This window comes from Pseudoalteromonas luteoviolacea (assembly GCF_000814765.1).
In the GTDB taxonomy this organism is placed as follows: domain Bacteria; phylum Pseudomonadota; class Gammaproteobacteria; order Enterobacterales; family Alteromonadaceae; genus Pseudoalteromonas; species Pseudoalteromonas luteoviolacea_H.
Genome location: NZ_JWIC01000010.1, coordinates 358663 through 376410, shown reverse-complemented (window position 1 = coordinate 376410; position 17748 = coordinate 358663). Strand labels below are relative to the sequence as shown.

The 17748-nt window shown below is 41.9% G+C and carries 18 protein-coding genes; 10 read left to right on the top strand and 8 right to left on the bottom strand.

Annotated features, from left to right (window positions below; all coding sequences use genetic code 11):
• Positions 1-3 precede the first annotated feature (3 nt).
• A complete protein-coding gene (locus JF50_RS23090; protein ID WP_039611664.1) occupies positions 4-852 on the bottom strand; it encodes a MurR/RpiR family transcriptional regulator in 849 nt (282 codons plus the stop codon).
• A 295-nt stretch (positions 853-1147) separates the two neighbouring features.
• Between JF50_RS23090 and JF50_RS23085 the strand changes: the two genes are divergently transcribed.
• Entirely contained in the window at positions 1148-2524 is a 1377-nt protein-coding gene (locus JF50_RS23085; protein WP_039611663.1) for a Na+/H+ antiporter NhaC family protein, read from the top strand.
• Here the strand turns inward: JF50_RS23085 and JF50_RS23080 are convergent.
• The 3 genes from JF50_RS23080 to JF50_RS23070 all read right to left on the bottom strand — a co-directional run bounded on the left by JF50_RS23080 (position 2521) and on the right by JF50_RS23070 (position 4436).
• Positions 2521-3150, bottom strand: a complete 630-nt coding sequence (locus tag JF50_RS23080; protein ID WP_039611662.1) for a hypothetical protein — start codon at positions 3148-3150, stop codon at positions 2521-2523. The genes JF50_RS23085 and JF50_RS23080 overlap by 4 nt on opposite strands.
• Positions 3147-3704, bottom strand: coding sequence for a sigma-70 family RNA polymerase sigma factor (locus JF50_RS23075; RefSeq protein ID WP_039611661.1), 558 nt, complete (start codon positions 3702-3704; stop codon positions 3147-3149). Before JF50_RS23075 ends, JF50_RS23080 begins: the two co-directional genes overlap by 4 nt.
• A gap of 87 nt (positions 3705-3791) precedes the next feature.
• The gene (locus JF50_RS23070) at positions 3792-4436 is read right to left on the bottom strand and encodes an energy transducer TonB (protein WP_052262716.1); all 645 of its coding nucleotides are present in this window, start codon (positions 4434-4436) and stop codon (positions 3792-3794) included.
• 115 nt (positions 4437-4551) lie between these two features.
• Between JF50_RS23070 and JF50_RS23065 the strand changes: the two genes are divergently transcribed.
• Positions 4552-5058 carry a DUF3087 domain-containing protein gene (locus tag JF50_RS23065; RefSeq protein WP_039611660.1) on the top strand — a complete coding sequence of 169 codons (507 nt, stop codon included), beginning with the start codon at positions 4552-4554 and terminating at the stop codon, positions 5056-5058.
• Here the strand turns inward: JF50_RS23065 and JF50_RS23060 are convergent.
• Genes JF50_RS23060 through JF50_RS23050 form a run of 3 tightly spaced genes read right to left on the bottom strand, consistent with a single transcriptional unit; the run spans position 5055 to position 8255 of the window.
• On the bottom strand, positions 5055-6581 hold the full coding sequence (locus tag JF50_RS23060) for a sensor domain-containing diguanylate cyclase (protein ID WP_039611659.1): 1527 nt from the start codon (positions 6579-6581) through the stop codon (positions 5055-5057). The two genes, JF50_RS23065 and JF50_RS23060, sit on opposite strands and share 4 nt — an antisense overlap.
• Positions 6582-6603: 22 nt before the next feature.
• Positions 6604-7038, bottom strand: a complete 435-nt coding sequence (locus JF50_RS23055) for a hypothetical protein (protein WP_039611658.1) — start codon at positions 7036-7038, stop codon at positions 6604-6606.
• Positions 7038-8255 carry a hypothetical protein gene (locus JF50_RS23050; RefSeq protein ID WP_039611657.1) on the bottom strand — a complete coding sequence of 406 codons (1218 nt, stop codon included), beginning with the start codon at positions 8253-8255 and terminating at the stop codon, positions 7038-7040. The genes JF50_RS23055 and JF50_RS23050 overlap by 1 nt, the downstream gene beginning before the upstream one ends.
• Before the next feature lie 175 nt (positions 8256-8430).
• Here JF50_RS23050 and JF50_RS23045 point away from each other — a divergent pair, with 175 nt between their 5' ends.
• From JF50_RS23045 to csrA, 6 genes are all read left to right on the top strand, one after another.
• Positions 8431-9057 carry a GTP cyclohydrolase II gene (locus tag JF50_RS23045; RefSeq protein ID WP_039611656.1) on the top strand — a complete coding sequence of 209 codons (627 nt, stop codon included), beginning with the start codon at positions 8431-8433 and terminating at the stop codon, positions 9055-9057.
• A 186-nt stretch (positions 9058-9243) separates the two neighbouring features.
• The gene (locus JF50_RS23040) at positions 9244-10068 is read left to right on the top strand and encodes a BPSS1780 family membrane protein (RefSeq protein WP_039611655.1); all 825 of its coding nucleotides are present in this window, start codon (positions 9244-9246) and stop codon (positions 10066-10068) included.
• Complete coding sequence (locus JF50_RS23035; RefSeq protein ID WP_039611654.1) at positions 10068-10529, top strand: regulatory protein RecX; 462 nt, start codon at positions 10068-10070, stop codon at positions 10527-10529. The genes JF50_RS23040 and JF50_RS23035 overlap by 1 nt, the downstream gene beginning before the upstream one ends.
• 59 nt (positions 10530-10588) lie before the next feature.
• Positions 10589-13192: an alanine--tRNA ligase gene (gene alaS, locus JF50_RS23030; protein WP_039611653.1), complete on the top strand. Its 2604-nt coding sequence runs from the start codon at positions 10589-10591 to the stop codon at positions 13190-13192.
• Positions 13193-13195: 3 nt separating this feature from the next.
• Entirely contained in the window at positions 13196-14416 is a 1221-nt protein-coding gene (locus JF50_RS23025; RefSeq protein WP_039611652.1) for an aspartate kinase, read from the top strand.
• Between the two features lie 90 nt (positions 14417-14506).
• A complete protein-coding gene (csrA, locus tag JF50_RS23020) occupies positions 14507-14695 on the top strand; it encodes a carbon storage regulator CsrA (protein ID WP_023399613.1) in 189 nt (62 codons plus the stop codon).
• Positions 14696-14740: 45 nt separating this feature from the next.
• Here the strand turns inward: csrA and JF50_RS23015 are convergent, their stop codons facing one another.
• Entirely contained in the window at positions 14741-15205 is a 465-nt protein-coding gene (locus tag JF50_RS23015) for a YcxB family protein (protein WP_235423502.1), read from the bottom strand.
• Positions 15206-15703: 498 nt separating this feature from the next.
• Between JF50_RS23015 and JF50_RS23010 the strand changes: the two genes are divergently transcribed.
• Both JF50_RS23010 and oadA read left to right on the top strand, forming a co-directional pair.
• The gene (locus JF50_RS23010; protein WP_039611650.1) at positions 15704-15946 is read left to right on the top strand and encodes an OadG family protein; all 243 of its coding nucleotides are present in this window, start codon (positions 15704-15706) and stop codon (positions 15944-15946) included.
• Between the two features lie 10 nt (positions 15947-15956).
• Positions 15957-17741, top strand: coding sequence for a sodium-extruding oxaloacetate decarboxylase subunit alpha (gene oadA, locus JF50_RS23005; RefSeq protein WP_039611649.1), 1785 nt, complete (start codon positions 15957-15959; stop codon positions 17739-17741).
• Positions 17742-17748: the final 7 nt, after the last annotated feature.

Here is a 17748-nt window from a genome sequence, read left to right as displayed (position 1 = left end):
TTACTAGATATTTAGCATATCGCTCATATATTCATTTGAGCGGTCTGCACGGCGTTGCCAGTGTAGGTTTGACTGAGCTAAAGAGATAAATAGAACGTCAATTAAATATCCTAGCGATGCACGTGTTAACACTGCTGAGTGTTTAACAGCTTCTGTTTCCTGAATGCAGTATAGGCAGTTATCGGCATAATTGGCTAACTCACTATGACCATAACGTGTCAAAGCTAAGATTTGGCACTCATTTGTTTTGGCCTGCTGTGCAAGCTTAACAATGCTTTTGACCGCGCCAGAATTACTCAAACAAATGAATAGGTCATCTTTGCCCATGGTAGCCACATAGCTGGCTGCACTCAACTCATCAACATGTGTAACAGCACACACGCCTAGTTTTTGTAATTTTAACGTTAAATCTTGTGCCATGGTATGCGTTGAACCAATCGCACATACCATTACTTTTTTTGCCCCTTTGATTGCCTGAACCGCTTGCTCAAATAACTCTGGTGTATTTAATTTGCTGGTAGCAACGAGAGTTGCTTGCTGATTAGCAATCAACTTTTCAGAGATATGGGCAATAGAGTCATTCTGATCAATTTCATTTGATAGCGGCGTATCTTCTTGTGTTTGTTCATTTAGCGCATCGACGACAGCTAATTTGAATGCTGGAAACCCTTTATAACCTAGTTTCTGAGCAAACTTTACAACACTTGACTGACTAACACCTGCTGATTTTGCAAGCTCTATCGAAGATAGGCCTCGAATTTTTGAACCTGACTTTAACGTAAAGTCTGCTAACTTTGCTTCACTTTGTGACAGTGAAGGCTTCAAAGCCTTTATTTTTACAAAAGTAGACATGAGGATCACCTGGTAACTAAAACTAACTTAAACTGTCCATATTATAGGTTCAATTGGAACGTTGCGATAGATTGTTTCGGAATATTATTGCGTTTTTTGATTTATGCGGCTCTAGTTAAGGTACTATTGTTGCATTTGTGAAATTATGTGCCCGAAATACTTGGTTTTTTTACCAAAGCGTTTAAGCTACCATGATGATAATTTGTTCAGTTGTCGTTGGGGTTTTACCTCTTGCAACCTTAATTAGCTACTGTTTTCAGTGCTTTTCACCTAATTAAAACAAAAAAGGAAAGCTATGTCTTGGTATTCTATTTTGCCACCCTTGATAGCCATTGTCGTTGTTTTTTGGCGAAAAGAAGTCATTTTAGCATTAATCTTAGCTTTAATTTCATCAGAGTTTTTACTGGTTATTACAGGGGAAACGCAGTCTATTTTCGTTACATTTATTAATAGTATTGAACGAATAATTGGGGTAGTAACCTCATCAGGGAATAGTCGAATATTGATCTTTAGCATTGTAATTGGTGCTTTGCTGGCTTTTATCAGAGAGTCAGGAGGGGTGTCTGCGACAGTGCAAAAATTGATGAATATAGGCGTTGCACAAAGTAAAAAGCAAGTAGGTTTACTCACCATGTTTACGGGCACTGCCGTGTTTATAGAATCGAACATGAGCGTACTCACCGCCGGGATTGTTTCTCGAGGTTTATTTGATAAATTTAAAATGAGTCGTGCCCGACTTGCTTATATTATCGACAGTACAAGTGCGCCAGTATGTATTTTGATACTACTCAATGGTTGGGGCGCTTATGTACTTGGCTTGTTGAGTAACTATGACTTGGAACAATCTGCGGTCAGTATTTTATGGGGCAGTGTCGCCTTCAACTTCTATGCGATTATCGCCTTATTGATTGTACTTTATACAATTGTGTTCGATAAAGTGCATGGCCCGATGAAAGTTGCAGAATCGGAGCTCAAACAAGAACAGCTTGAGGTGGATTCAGGCCCACAGGCTTCTAAGGCGCGTTTTATGTTGGCTCCTTTGGGCACGCTTATCTTTGGTATGGTCGGTTTTATGTATTGGACAGGGAATGGCGAGCTTGCTCATGGTAGTGGATCTAAATCCGTGCTTTATGCAACCATTTTAGCGTGTACGGTTGCTTATTTTCTACTTTTAAAAGAACGACAGTTTACCCATCACCAGCTGGTTGATATCGGGTTTAAAGGGATGGGAGAGTTGTTACCTTTAGTGAGTATTGTGCTCTTGTCGTTAACGTTAGGTGCCAGTTTAAAAGAATTAGGAACTGGTGTATTCGTGGCGCAGTTAGTGGGGGCGTATCTTCCCATTTATTTGATTGTGCCTGCCATATTTTTAACTGGGGCCATTGTGTCCTTTACAACGGGAACGTCTTGGGGAACATTTGCCATCTTAATACCTATTGGGGTACCGCTTATTCAAACTTTGGGGCTGCCTCCCTCGTTGGTTATCGGAGCGATTTTGAGTGGCGGTGTATTTGGTGATCATTGCTCGCCCATTTCCGATACCACTGCGGTTTCAGCGTTAGCGTCCGGCTGTGATTTATTGACTCATGTAAAAACTCAGCTCCCCTACGCACTGACGGGGGGAGCACTGGCGCTAGCCGGGTATCTTTTAGTGAGCATGATCTTGCTCTAAGGGCATGCGTAAAGCGGGGCCTCTGAAGGTGGGGCAGTAATGTTAACTAGCTGCCCTGATTGATTTTTACTTAAAGCTAAAAGCTGACCTTGCTGGTAGTCAAATGCACGCTCAGATGGCACGACTAGCTCATTGAGCAAGCTTTCTCTTACTTCAATTAAAGTCTGGTTGTTGCAGTCAGCGATAAACCACACTCCCTCTTCTGAGTGTACCAACTTTCCATAGAACTGGCTGACTTCTCTAAGTTTTTCCTGTGAGCCTGCCAGGGCATCGTCTAATTGCGTTTTTTGTTGTGCTATCGTTGTCTGGTAACTCCCCGCTATAATAGTATGTGTTTCAACAGTATCGTACTGCTGTGGTGAAAATGAGTGAGGTTCAAGGTGTGTAAGAAAAGTTTCAAAGTCACTGAGAATACTCTGCAACGACAAACTGCCAATCAGCGCAACTAGACAGCAAGAGCTGGCCCATAGGCTCGTTCTTAACCAAAATTGTCTTGTGTGTTTACGGTTTTCAAGTCGGCTTAGTCTTTTCAATTTACGCACTTGCTTGGGCGACATTTTTTGATGCCTTTTAGCTGCTCTATACGCTTGTTGGAGTTCATTTATTTTCGGCTGTGAGTCGTTCATGTCAGATCTCCTAAAATGTGTTTCAATTGTTGCTTTGCGTATCTTAAGCGTGTTTTAACTGTTTCTTGGTTAGTCGTGGTGATCTGCGCAATCTGCTTCAGCGAAAACCCTTCAAGTTGAAGGCTGATGGCTTCTTTTTGGGCTTGAGGTAATTCTTTAATTGCACTGTATAGCTGCTCGCAGCAGGCTGAGTTGAAACTGCTGTCGTCATCTTGTGTGCATATATCTGTATCCGCGCTATCACATATATGTTTGTTCTGCTTTCTGAATTCATCAATGAGTGCGTTACGTGCGATTTTAAAAATATACGCTTTAGGTGTGTGGTTACTTTGATAATATTGACGTTTTTCAACAATTGAGAGCCAGGTTTTCTGGCATATATCTTCGGCGGTTTCCGGATCGCTTTGCGTGCATAAGTAGTGATAAAGGTCAGGATTAAAATTATCAATTGCCTGTTCTAAATAACGGTTTTCACCACTGCGTTTAAATTCATGCAGAGGATCATGTGCGTCTGTTTTGTCTTGGATAAACCAATTTTTTATGGCAAGTAGCATAGCCTCTCCGCGATTAATTTTTCTATTTTTTTACAGATTCATATATTTTGACCGCTGAGTTTTTACCCAGCGGTTTTTGCTGTTTGCTTACTGGTTTAAATTAAACTCTAACACAACAGACTGTCCTGGTTGAACTACTGGCTTACCATTAATCATTTTAGGGCGGTATTTCCAACGTTTCAGTGCTTTGAGTGCTGCGCGGTTAAATACCCGTTTAGGTTTTGCGTCGACAACTTGGGCATCGATCACTTGTCCGTTAGGTGAGATACTAAACGCCAATTGAACCCAACCTTCTATGCCATCTCTTGCCGCTACTGCTGGGTATGTTGGCTCAATGCGCACAATCGGGGCTGCGTGTGTATCACCCATTGGTAATGTATTTTGCATTTGAATTGGAGCCGATTTTACGCCAGATGTGATATTGAACTCGACGTTCACACCAGTGGTCTCAGCCGGAGGTGTATTTGGTTTAGGCGGTGCCTTTTGCACTGGCTTTGGTGGAGGAGGAAGTACCCGACGTACTTCTACTGGACTATCCTCAATATCCTGTGAGATTACAACATCAATAATAGGTGCAGGTTCAGCGATAAATACTTTGTCCTGACTAATTAATTGATGCATGAACGCAAATAAAGAGAACGTCACAACCAGTGCGCCAATAAATGATAAAACGAGTTTATTAAGGGCTTTGTATGGAGCCGGTAATTGCATATTTGTGATGGTAGTCGTCATAATTTTCCCCTCTTTTTGCTAGTAAAACGGACTAGGTCAAAAAAAGGGGTGATATATTTTTTATTTTCTTTTATTAGTCATTAAAATGCTCTTAAGTCGCTTAATAGGAAAAGTCATGCAGCTACAAGACATCGATAAATCAAGATACAGACAACATCTCAATTGGGTGATTGGTGTATGCATTGTGAGTTTAACGGCTGGCAGTTTAGGTTTTGCACAATTTTTGATCTATCTGTTGCCGGATGCAGATGGCAGTCATTTTCACTGGAACTTACTTGGGGTGATCATAACATGTGGGGTCATCGCGCTTTTTCTGAAAAAAATTAAGCATCACCCATTTATGACTGAGGTTGTATATGTGTGGGAGTTAAAACAAGCGCTGAACCAAGTAACACGAAAAATGCCTAAATTAAAAAAGGCGGCTCAGCAAGGGGACGTGAACGCCATGCTTGCCATGCAGTTTAGTTATACCGGTTCTCGGCAGTTGTGGGGCCTCGATGACAATACAATTACCATGGAAGAGCTGGCCATGTGGCAAGCTGAGCTCGATAACCTGGCAAAGAAGTACAATACAACGTTAGATGTTAAACAATACAGTGCACACATATTGAAAAACTTTTAGGTTGAATAAAAAGTAAACTGATTTTTGGAGGTCTTTTTAATTGAGTACATGGCGACATCGGCACACTCGACCAAGCCTTTTAAAGTATTAGCATGTGTAGGAAAGTGTGAGATACCAATACTGACGCCAACGTGCAAATTTATCTGGTGTCCATCTCGCTCATATCGTATCGGCGTATTAATTGCTTCAAGAAGCTGTTGGGCAATGTTGTTGATTGTATGTTTGTCAGAGGTTTTAATTGCGACGACAAACTCATCGCCGCCCCAACGGCAAACCAAATCGCTGTTAGAAACAATATAAGAAATGCTTTGTGCCACATGTTTCAGTACTTCATCACCGGCATTATGGCCATAAATATCGTTTATCGGTTTGAATTCATCAAGATCGAGCAACAACAAACTAAACTCAGTGTGCGTATCAATCCAATCTACCAGTGTAAGCTCTGCGCCATAGCGATTATATAAGCTGGTCAAACTGTCTCTTTGTGCACGATGACTGAGTTGATTGAGCATGGTTTTACGGGAAGTAATGTCTGCCAAGAACACTTGGAAATACCATTGTCCGTCACTTTCAGTATTAAGGATAATGATACTTAACCAGACCGATGATAACGTGAGTGGATTCGTAAATTCAAACTCTGCCTGCATAACTTGTTTTTGCTGTATGCTGTTTTCGGTAAACGTGTATAAAATATCTGGGGTTTTGCAGTATTGTCCTAAGTTATCAGGGAAACGTTCTTCACAATCTATCCCCATACCTGCCAGTAAATCTTTGGCGGCATCGTTAACTAAGGTCACATCCCCTTGCTCTCGTACAAGCAGAGTGGGGGATGAACTTCTCTCAAACATCAAGCGAAACCTTTTTTCAAGTTGCTCTATTTCGAGTCGCAAGCTGCGCTCTTGTTCGAAAAGCATTTCAGTATTGCTCAACATTGCGTTGATATTTTTCCCAATCTTACCTATTTCTGTAAATTCATGGTCTTCATTGATTTCGATTCGGTGTGCGCTGCCAGGGATGATACTCGTGAGTTGCTGGCTTAGCTGTCCAAGTGGTTTTGAAATCAAAAAAAATGACAAGATTGCAAAGAGTAATAGCATTGGGACTATCACAATAAGTAAGGTTTGCACTGAGGAAAGTGCAATTTCACGGGCGTTTTGGCGAATAAATTGTGTGTTAGGTACAACGTAAATAAAGCCTATACTCTCATGCAATATGAACGGGTTAGGTAAATCAAAGGATTGAGCTTCGCGCTCTGTGAACAAGATACTCTTTGCCAATACCGTTTGCTGGTTAGTCAGTGCTGCAGACTGAATGATGTCATTACTCACGAGGCCATTCACCACCTCATTTGCTAAGTCTTTGTCTTCTAAATATGCCGCTATAGATGCCGTTGATGAGATTGTTTGGCTAATTTGTAATACCGCTTCGTCGGAGTGTTTTAACTCGGTCTCATAGATGTAGTTATAATAAATATACGCGTAGACAGCAGAAAAAATAAAAGTTGAAAAACTTAAAATTATCATCAACCTAATTATCAAGCTTTGTCTACTTAGCAAAACGGTACACTACTTTAAGTTCGTTAGTCACTGCAGTTGCAGGGATGTAAGCAATTGCACTTGGGGTTGTCACTACTTTATCAATTATAGCGTCAATTGTAGGATACGCCTGAGGAGGAGAAGCTTTACCGCTAAATTTAACGCGAGACCAATACGCGTTTATTTGGGTGATGCTTCGTCCTGTTAGAGCCTCAAAGAATATACTGCGTAGGTTGTGCCCTTTAGTGTAATCTAAGGTCACCGCAAGATGTCCGTTAGGAAACGCAAGATATTTACCCATATACATATCAATGAGCTGACGTTTATCAATATGTTCAATCGGGTTATGTTTATTCACTACGATGACAATATCATTGTCTGCGGATACCAAATTACACCAAATAAATATCAGTAATGATGCTAGGCTTGGGAGAACTTTATTCATTAGAACACCCAATTAAGGCTGATACCCAGCGTGTTAAATGAATTGTCAATGTCTCCGCTTGTTAAATTTCGATGCAAGTAAAAAGCAGAGGGTAAGCTATCCACAGCGGTATGCTCTAACTGAACTTTAAGTGCTAATGAATGACTGAGCTCAGAGCGCATCGTTAATGAAAATGTATTTTGGTCAACTAGATAAAAATTAGTATGTCTGATCAGCGTATTGTATAAAAGGTCAAGCTCTGGTGTTGATATAAGCGGCCGTTGTGGTGTTCTATTATTTGATTTAGCCTGTGCAAAGGTCGCCATAAATGTGTGGTTGTCCATATAAAAGCCCGCACTGATATACCCTGCGGTGAGTGCTTTTAGTACCTGTGAATTTGAATCAATATAAGAAATCTCGCTTTGCCAAAACCAATGGCTGTCGTCGTAACGTGCCCCAATGGCTGAGTAATTGAAGCGTTTACCTATGATATTAAGTGAATCAAGTAAAGAGGCCTTTTGTGGCCAAACTGCGTCAGGCACAAGGGCTAATGCCGACTGAAGCTGTTTCTGCTGTTCGTTTTCATTACCTGATTGCGTCGCTGTATAGTTCGCTCTGAGTGTCCAGTCATAGGATTGCCATTCGAGCACAAGGCCATAAAGAGATTTTAACTCGACATCCCAAAAAAAACTGTCGTCACTGACAATGGGAGCCGTGGATTTACCCGCAAAAAACTTACTACTGAACAGACCATGAGGTAGGGGGTGAGTATATTTGATATCGATGCCGTCTAAATTTTGATGAGGAACAATGGCATAAAATTCTGTAGGGGGATGATCATAGGTATAGGTGTAGCCGATATCTCGATGTTCAGTCATCATAAACAAGTCAAGGCCAGTCCTGCCCACTCTTACTTGCCAGTTTGCATTAAATGAATGACGTAAGAAAGCCATCTGTACAATGTTATCTATGTTTTGCTCTTCATTATCTTTAAGTAATACTTGCCCTACTAATTGCGTAGCACTATTAGCTTGCCACTCAATCTGGCCACCAATCGAGGAGTTCGTGAGTCCTAACTCGCTTTTATAGGTAGCATGTGGTTGGGAGATATGTTGCCTTATTCCGGCGGTGTCAGAATCAGTGACAACTAAGCCAACGGTAGCAAAGCCGTCCAACTTGAGTTGTTCACCAAGACTATAAAAAGAGAGTAATAAAAAAAGTAAGCTTAACAGCCTCATTGATGACCCGCTGTTGCCATGTATAATTTATGTCTGTAGATAAAGACTAGCGTTAATGTACACATTTACCAGTTTTGTGTATTTTGACTTGTAAATTGGATTGTTTGTCACCATATAAACAGATATATCCATATTTGTGATATTATCACATTTTTTTATTAGGTATTTTCAAGCCGTGGCTGAAGTTAGAGCAAGAGTTGAGCTGAATGTAGGGCAGCGTAGTCATATTCCCGCAGAGATTGTATCTTTTGAAGGATTGAAAGATGGTGAAGAGCATGTGGCATTAGTGTTTAACGGTGCTGATACCAAACAAGAAGTGCCATTGATAAGGATGCACTCTGAGTGTCTGACCGGCGATGTTTTTCATTCATCAAGATGTGATTGTGGTGAGCAGCTTAACGAGTGTATCGAAGAAATGCATCAAAGTGGTGGTGTACTGCTATACCTTCGACAAGAAGGCAGAGGCATCGGCTTATATAATAAAATTGATGCATACGTACTGCAGTCTCAAGGCATGAATACCTACGAAGCGAATAATCATTTGGGCTTTGATGATGATTTACGCGATTTTTCTGATGCGGTGCTGATGTTAAAAGCGCTGGGCTTGAGCCATGTAAAATTAATGACAAACAATCCACGTAAATTAAACGCACTCCGCCTTGCGGGTATTGAGGTTGAAAGTGTTGTCGGCACGCAAGCTCATGTAAAAGCTGGAGACTCGGGTAATCGTAGTTACTTAGAGACTAAGGTGAAGCATGGTTCTCATATGTTGGATATGGAAAAAATAAATAAGCCAAAATAGATGAGTTGACGTCGAATTGCTCTATTGAGTAGATTCATGGATAGGGCAAATCGCAATGTTGACCAATAATTTTCTTAGTATTTGGTCATTTTGTTGCGTTTACTAGCGATTAGCCTCACAAAGCGCCTTTCAAGTACTCTTTTGAATCAGTATAATTAACCTGTTTTATAACTAAGTTAGTCATTTATGTCTGCAGATTTTCGAACATTTAAAGCAAGTTTTGGGGTGAGTTGGTTTAAAGCCGGTTGGGCGGTCTTTAAAGTGCAGCCTTTGACTTTTATGATGATGTACATCTTTATTGTGATAGTGGGACTGTTTCCTTTTGTCTTACCTAATCCAATCGTACAGATGTTATGTGCACTTGCTGGCCCATTTTTAACTGTTGGCTTTTACAGTGCCGCCCTGAATATACAAGCCGGTAAATCAATCATGCTTGCCGATATATTGAAACCATTTTCGGCTAAGGGCCGCCGTTTAAACATTTTTCGTTTGGGTTTGTATCAACTCGGCGTAGCCTTGCTTTTAGGGGTGGTCATGAGCCTGCTATTTGAGCCCGTTACTAGCGCGTTGCAAAACCATACCCAAGAACAAGATATACAGGTAGTGATGGCGGAAATTGCCGCTGCGATTAGCCTAGCGGATATTGCGATTTTTATTGCCTTGCAGTCACTTGCAATGATGGCTTTTGCCTATGCATTACCATTGGTTTACTTCAAAGAGCAGGCCAATATTTTTGGTGCGATGAAACAGTCCCTTAAAGTGTTTTATTACAATATGGCACCATTGTCTGTATTTGGCGGCATTGCTGCGCTATTGATGATAGCGTCAACCCCATTATCCTTAGTGCCGCTTATATTTATCATGCCCATCATTTATATTGGCTTTTTTGTATCTTTCCAGGCGATTTTTGCAAATCAGAGTCCGGAAAATGAACAAAAGGCGGGGCCAGAAGACAACAACACTCAAAGCGCTCGAGAGGAAACTGGTCAAACGGGCCGATTTGACGCGTGATGGATGAAAAAGAAAAACAGAAGTTAAAAAATTACGCCGTTTGGTTGTTATCTAGGCAAGAGTATTCACGTAAGCTACTTGGTCAAAAGTTACGACAAAAGGGTGCATCAGATGAGTATGCTGATTCATTGATTGAATGGTTGTGCGATATTGGCTACCTAGATGATTTAAGGCACTGTGAAAGCTACCTTAATCGCCAGCTTGCGAAAGGACTTGGGGAAAAACGGGTACTGATGGATGCTATGAATAAGGGCGTAGAGCGTACGCACTTGACTCAGCTCATCGAAGAAAGAGAAATAGATTGGTACGCAGTAGCTCAGCAAACTTATGAGAAAAAATACGGCTACTCGTCAAAACAGTTAGACTATCAAGAAAGGTCAAAGCGCGTAAGGTACATGATGTATCGAGGCTTTAGCTATGACCAAATAGATTTTGCAATACAATCTCAAAGTGACCGTTAATATTGATAACTTACTTTGTGATTGAGAGCATATAGCAGCAATAAAGGGTGAATAATCACATGCAGCACATGACTACCGCACAGATTAGGCAAAGCTTTTTAGACTTCTTTGCTAAACAACACCACCAAGTGGTGCCATCAAGTTCTCTGGTACCAGGGAACGATGCCACACTACTGTTTACAAATGCAGGTATGGTGCAGTTTAAGGATGTTTTCTTAGGCGCTGAAAAACGTCCATATAACCGCGCGACGAGTTCACAGCGTTGTGTACGTGCTGGTGGTAAGCACAATGATTTAGAAAACGTTGGCTACACAGCTAGACACCATACATTTTTCGAAATGTTAGGTAATTTCAGCTTTGGTGATTACTTTAAGCAAGATGCCATTAAATTTGCATGGGCGTTTTTGACAGATGTAATTCAGCTACCAAAAGAGAAGCTGCTAGTCACTGTTTATCACACTGATGAAGAGGCCTATGACATTTGGGCAAATCAGGTTGGAGTACCTGCAGAGCGCATTATTCGCATTGATACGTCTGATAACTTCTGGTCTATGGGTGATACAGGCCCTTGTGGACCGTGCTCTGAAATCTTTTTCGACCATGGTGAACACATTTGGGGTGGTCCTCCTGGAAGCCCAGAAGAAGATGGCGATCGCTTTATTGAGATCTGGAATCTTGTATTTATGCAATACAATCGCCACGCTGATGGCACGATGGAGCCATTACCTAATCAGTCAGTTGATACCGGTATGGGTCTTGAGCGTATTTCTGCCATCATGCAGGGGGTGCACTCAAACTATGAAATTGACCTTTTCCAGGCCTTGATCAAAGCAACAGCAGCCGTAACAGGTGCGCAAGATTTGGAAGATAAGTCGTTACGTGTTGTGGCAGATCATATTCGCTCATGTGCGTTTTTGATTGCTGATGGTGTTATGCCGTCAAATGAAGGTCGTGGTTATGTATTACGCCGTATTATTCGTCGTGCTGTAAGACATGGTAATAAATTGGGCGCGCAAGGTGCGTTTTTCCACAAACTAGTGGGTGCATTAGCTGAGCAAATGGGTGAAGCATACCCTGAGCTTATTAAACAGCAAGCGATCATTGAAAAAGTACTTCGTATTGAAGAAGAGCAGTTTGGCAAAACACTTGACCGTGGTTTGGCTATCTTAGAAGAAAACTTAGCAGGTCTGGAAGGGGACGTTATCCCTGGTGACTTAGTATTTAAGCTATACGATACTTATGGTTTCCCAGCAGATTTAACTGCCGATGTTGCCCGTGAACGGTTCATGACCATTGATGAGCGCGGTTTTAAAGCGGCAATGGAAGCGCAGCGCAAGCAAGCACAACAAGCGGGTAAGTTTGGTGCTGATTACAACGAACAGCTGAAGTCTGAAAAAGTCACTGATTTTAAAGGCTATGATGCTGTTCAATACAGTGGCACTGTAGTTGAGCTATTCGCAGAGGGTGAAAGTGTCTCAGAGCTAACAGAACAGCAAAAAGGCATTGTGGTACTTGACCGTACTCCATTCTACGCAGAATCAGGTGGTCAGGTTGGTGACACGGGTGTTTTAAAAGTAGCGGGTGGCGAATTTATTGTCACAGATACGCAAAAGCTGGGTAATGCGTTTGCACATCACGGTTATGTGGCAGGGCGCATTGGTATCAATGATAAAGTTGATGCGCAAATTGATGCCCAACGCCGTGAACGTATCAAGAAAAATCACACTGCAACGCATATTTTACACGAGGCGCTTCGTCAAATTTTAGGTGAGCATGTTGCGCAGAAAGGTTCATTGGTCATGCCTGATAAGTTGCGTTTTGACTTCTCACATTTTGAGGGCGTGACAAAAGAGCAATTGAGAGAGATTGAAACAACGGTTAACAATGAGATCCGTGCTAACTTTGCGTTAAATACCCAGCTAATGGATATTGAAGATGCAAAATCCAAAGGTGCCATGGCGCTGTTTGGTGAAAAGTATGATGATGAAGTACGCGTTGTTTCAATTGGCGATTACTCAATTGAGTTATGTGGTGGTACACACGTAGAACGTGCCGGCGACATCGGCTTCTTAAAAATTGTCTCTGAAAGCGGTATTGCTGCGGGGGTGCGTCGTATTGAAGCTGTGACTGGTGAAGATGCAGTAAATTACGTTGCCGAGCAAGAGCAAGCGCTTGCAGATATCGCAGCACTGGTAAAAGGTGACAGTGCAAGTGCCTTGGAAAAAGTGGCTGCATTGATTGAAAAAGCTAAAGGTCTAGAAAAGCAAGTCGGTCAGTTGAATGACAAACTAGCAAGCGCGGCGGGTGCATCTTTACTTGAGTCTGCGGTCGATATTAACGGGATTAAGTTACTAGTTGCAAACGTTGCAGGCACTGAGTCTAAAGCACTTCGCGGCATGGTCGACGACTTAAAGAATAAGATGGGCTCAGGTGTGATTGCATTGGGTGTTGCTAATGGTGATAAAGTCAGCTTAATTGCCGGTGTGACTAAAGACCTGACTGGTCAAGTTAAAGCGGGCGAGCTGGTTAACCACATGGCAGCACAAGTTGGTGGTAAAGGCGGCGGTCGCCCAGATATGGCACAGGCTGGTGGCTCACAACCTGAAAACTTGGAAGCTGCTTTGGCAAGCGTTCCTGTGTGGTTGAATGATAAAACGCAATAACTTGTGGCTTTAATTGTAAAAAAATTTGGCGGCACCTCGGTTGGCTCGATAGAGCGAATTGAGGCGGTCGCCGATTTGGTTATTAGGGCTAAGCAGCAGGGTCATCAAGTTGTTGTGGTTGTCTCTGCGATGTCAGGAGAAACAAATCGTTTGTTGTCGTTGGCAAAGCAGATTGATGATAGGCCCAGTGCGCGAGAGCTTGATGTGCTTTTAACTGCCGGAGAGCAGGTTTCAATTGCTTTATTGGCCATGGCCATTGTGAAACGCGGCCACTCAGCGGTGAGTCTCTTGGCTGACCAAATAGGTATAAAAACAGATAACGTCTTTGGCAAAGCGCGTATACAGAGTATTGACGTTAACCGTTTGCAACAAGAGCTTGAACATAACAGGATAGCGATTGTTGCAGGATTTCAAGGTCGCGATATTGAAGGCAATATTACAACTTTGGGGCGTGGAGGAACGGATACATCGGCGGTGGAAATTGCGGCGGCAATTCGTGCTGATGAGTGCCAAATTTACACTGATGTAGATGGTGTATACACCACTGATCCGAGGGTGGAGCCTCGCGCTCGGCGAATGGCGCAAATTACCTTTGAAGAGATGTTAGAGTTATCAAGCTTAGGTGCAAAAGTACTACAGATCAGATCCGTAGAAGCGGCAGGGAAGTACAATATCCCTTTAAGGGTTTTATCTACCTTTAAGCCAGATTCTGGCACGTTAATTAGCTATGAGGAGCCGAAAGTGGCAACTAAAACCGTATCTGGTATTGCTTATCAAAAAGATGAAGCCTTGTTGCTTGTACGTCAATTACCTGAAAATCCTCATTCTTTAGCGAAAATACTTTGCCTACTTGCTGATTATGACATCGAAGTGGACATGATAAGCCAAATTAATCATCAAGGCGGTAAAATAGACTATGCTTTAACTGTACACAGTAATGAGTATGCACAAGCGCTAGACGTATTGACCACCAACTTATCTGAATTAGATGCTTCAAATGTAGAGGGTGATCAACAAGTTGCTAAAATCTCTGCAGTGGGAGTTGGCATGAAGTCTCACTCTGGTGTTGCGGGTACGTTTTTTGATGCGTTAGCTAAAGAAAATATTCATACACTTTTAGTGTCGACCTCAGAGATAAAAATTTCTGTTTTAGTCGAAGAGCGTTACTTAGAGCTGGCAGTTCGAACACTTCATAGTGCATTTAGCTTAGAAAGTGGTGAATAAGCGATAATTTTGCTTACTTTTACATGAACTTTTAATTAAAATGAATTTGACGCGGAATCTTTTAAATTTTGGAATAACAGGAGCAAGAGAATGCTAATTCTAACTCGTCGTGTAGGCGAAACTCTGATGATTGGTGATGAAGTGACAGTGACTGTACTTGGTGTTAAAGGTAACCAAGTACGTATCGGTGTTAATGCACCAAAGGATGTTTCGGTACACCGTGAAGAAATCTACATGCGAATTCAAGCGGAAAAGTCTAATCCGACAGGTAACATGTAATAGACTTGATGTTATCTATGTTCGAGAAATGGCCACTAAGAGTGGCTATTTTTTTGTCTGCTGTAAGATGAAGTCATATGCTTCTTGGGATAACGCTTGTCGCGATATGTATTGTCGGTATTTAGCGTGCTCAATTAACAAGCCTTTATTTGTTTCTATTACCTGATTGATTTCCAACCAGCGCAGCTCAAATGCACGATATGGGTTTTGTGCTTTAATGCCCTCCTCATCGATCTCAAGAGAGACTTTTGAACCACTTGCTCTACTGACCATTTGGCGAGCGACCCACCATGGGCGACGATAGTAAAAAGAAATACCTTCGATAGCCGCAAGTACAAATAAAAAGTTTCCAAGATAAGCTTGATTGATTAAATAGTGAGATAAAGCACCTAATATCAATAGAAAGCCAATCAGGCCATATTTTGGTTTATGATGCTGGCTCAGTGCCACCGATTCATCAAAGCACTCCTGAAAATATTGCTTGTCTAAGGTGAATTCACTTTGAAACACGAGTATTCCTCAAGTTGATTAATACCTAATTATACGATCTTCACTAAGGCGTTTAAATCTCAAAATGTGCCCTATGTCTTTTTACTGTGGGCTGCCCCTATATTCGTACTTAAGTCACTATTTCTGGTGTTCTACCTTAATTTATTGAGTATTTACTCTTGTTGCGAAATTTAAGATGTCATTATAGGTAAGACCAATTGTTTTTATTTGGTGTGTAGTACTTTTCTCATATTTACATCCTCGTAATTAGCGATATTTCGCCTTTATATCTTGAGTATTTTTCATATTTATTTGGTGTTTTTCACTTTTATTTACCATTATTGTTGATTAAGTGTGTGAAATAACAACAAAAACACTTATTGGTAATACCAATTTACAACCACCTTTACATGAAGGATTTGTTTGATATGATGGTTGAATAAATATTTACAAAAGTTGCCTATCTATTTCCTTGTATGGGTAGGTTTAAACAAATAAATAACAACTAAGGGGGCGGAAATGGAAATCAGCGAATTGCTAGCGCAGGCTGCCAATCTTATGTTAACAGGCATGATTGGGGTATTTTTGTTTTTATCAATTCTTATCTTTGCAGTGAAGGGGTTGTCCAAGCTTGCTGCAACGGAGCAAGAACCACAGCAACCTGCAAATAAAAAATCATCAAAAGCAGTATCTACAGGTGTGCCACCAGCACATGTTGCAGCAATAAGTGCTGCGGTTTCTCAATTTAGACAAAATAATTAAGGGGTATCTCATGTCAAAACTAAAACTTACGGAATTAGTCCTAAGAGATGCTCATCAATCTTTACTTGCCACTCGTATGCGCCTTGAAGATATGCTACCAATCGCAGAAGAGCTCGATAAGATTGGGTACTGGTCAGTAGAGTCATGGGGCGGCGCAACCTTTGATGCGTGTATTCGCTATTTAGGTGAAGATCCTTGGTATCGGATCCGTGCCCTCAAAGAAGCCATGCCAAATACTAAGCAGCAGATGTTGCTGCGAGGTCAAAACTTGCTAGGCTACCGTCATTATGCTGATGATGTGGTTGAAAAATTTGTGACCCGTGCGCATCAAAATGGTGTTGATGTATTTAGGATCTTCGATGCCATGAATGATGTTCGTAATTTAGAAACAGCTATCCGCGCAGCCATCAAAGTAGGTGCACATGCGCAAGGGACCATTTCATATACTGTCAGCCCAGTACATAACCTGGAAAGTTGGCTTAAGCAGGCAAAGCAGCTTGAAGAAATGGGATGTCATTCAATCTGTATTAAAGATATGGCTGGGTTACTCAACCCATATGACGCAGAGACATTAATTTCTGAGCTCAAACGTACAGTGTCTTTGCCAATCGCAATGCAGTGCCATGCGACTACCGGTTTAAGTACCGCAACCTACCAAAAAGCCATTGATGCGGGTATTGATATGTTGGATACCGCTATTTCGTCAATGAGTATGACGTATGGTCATAGCGCGACAGAAACGCTTGTTTCGATTGTCGAGGGTACTAAAAGGGATACTGGGCTTGATTTGGGACAGTTAGAGTCCATAGCGGCGTATTTCAGAGATGTACGCAAAAAGTATGCAGCATTTGAGGGGAGTCTAAAAGGAGTCGATGGACGAATTTTATCTGCGCAAGTACCTGGCGGCATGCTGACCAATATGGAAAACCAACTTAAAGAACAAGGGGCAGGCGATAAACTTGATGAAGTTTTGAGTGAAATTCCTCATGTCCGTAAAGATCTAGGGTACATTCCATTGGTTACCCCCACATCGCAGATAGTAGGTACTCAAGCAGTACTGAATGTGCTTACCGGTGAACGATATAAGACCATTACGAAAGAAACTTCGGGTGTATTAAAGGGCGAATACGGTGCAACACCGGCCCCTGTTGATGAGCAGCTTCGAGCACGAGTACTGGATGGTGCTGAGCCGGTAACTTGTAGACCCGCAGATCTCATTAAACCTGAAATGGACAGCTTAGAAGCAGATTTGTTGTCTAAGGCAAAAGCGGAAGGTATTGAATTAGCTGAGCAGGTGGTCGATGATGTTTTGACCTATGCATTGTTCCCTCAAATTGGCTTAAAGTTCTTGAAAAATAGGTATAACCCTGAAGCGTTTGAGCCAAACCCAAGTTTAGTGGTGAATACCGCTGTTGATAAAGCGGCGAATAGACCTGCTCCAGCTAAAAAGCAAGGAAATGAACGCTACAGCGTGAGAGTGGATGGCAAGGTTTATGATGTTGAGGTCTCTTCAGGCGGCCAATTACAAGAGATTGCCGTTAAGGACAGTGAACTGATGCCACAATCGGCATCTGTTAGCTCAGGTGAAACATTGAATGCGCCACTGGCTGGTAATATTTTCAAAGTTCATGCAAGGCCTGGTGACGATGTAGTGCAAGGAGATGTTGTTCTGATCATGGAAGCGATGAAAATGGAAACTGAAGTGCGCGCTACTTCAACTGGCAAAATCGCAGATATTTTGGTCTCCGAGGGTGACTCAGTCTCCGCTGGCGATGCCATTATAGAAATGGCTTAGGAGCGTT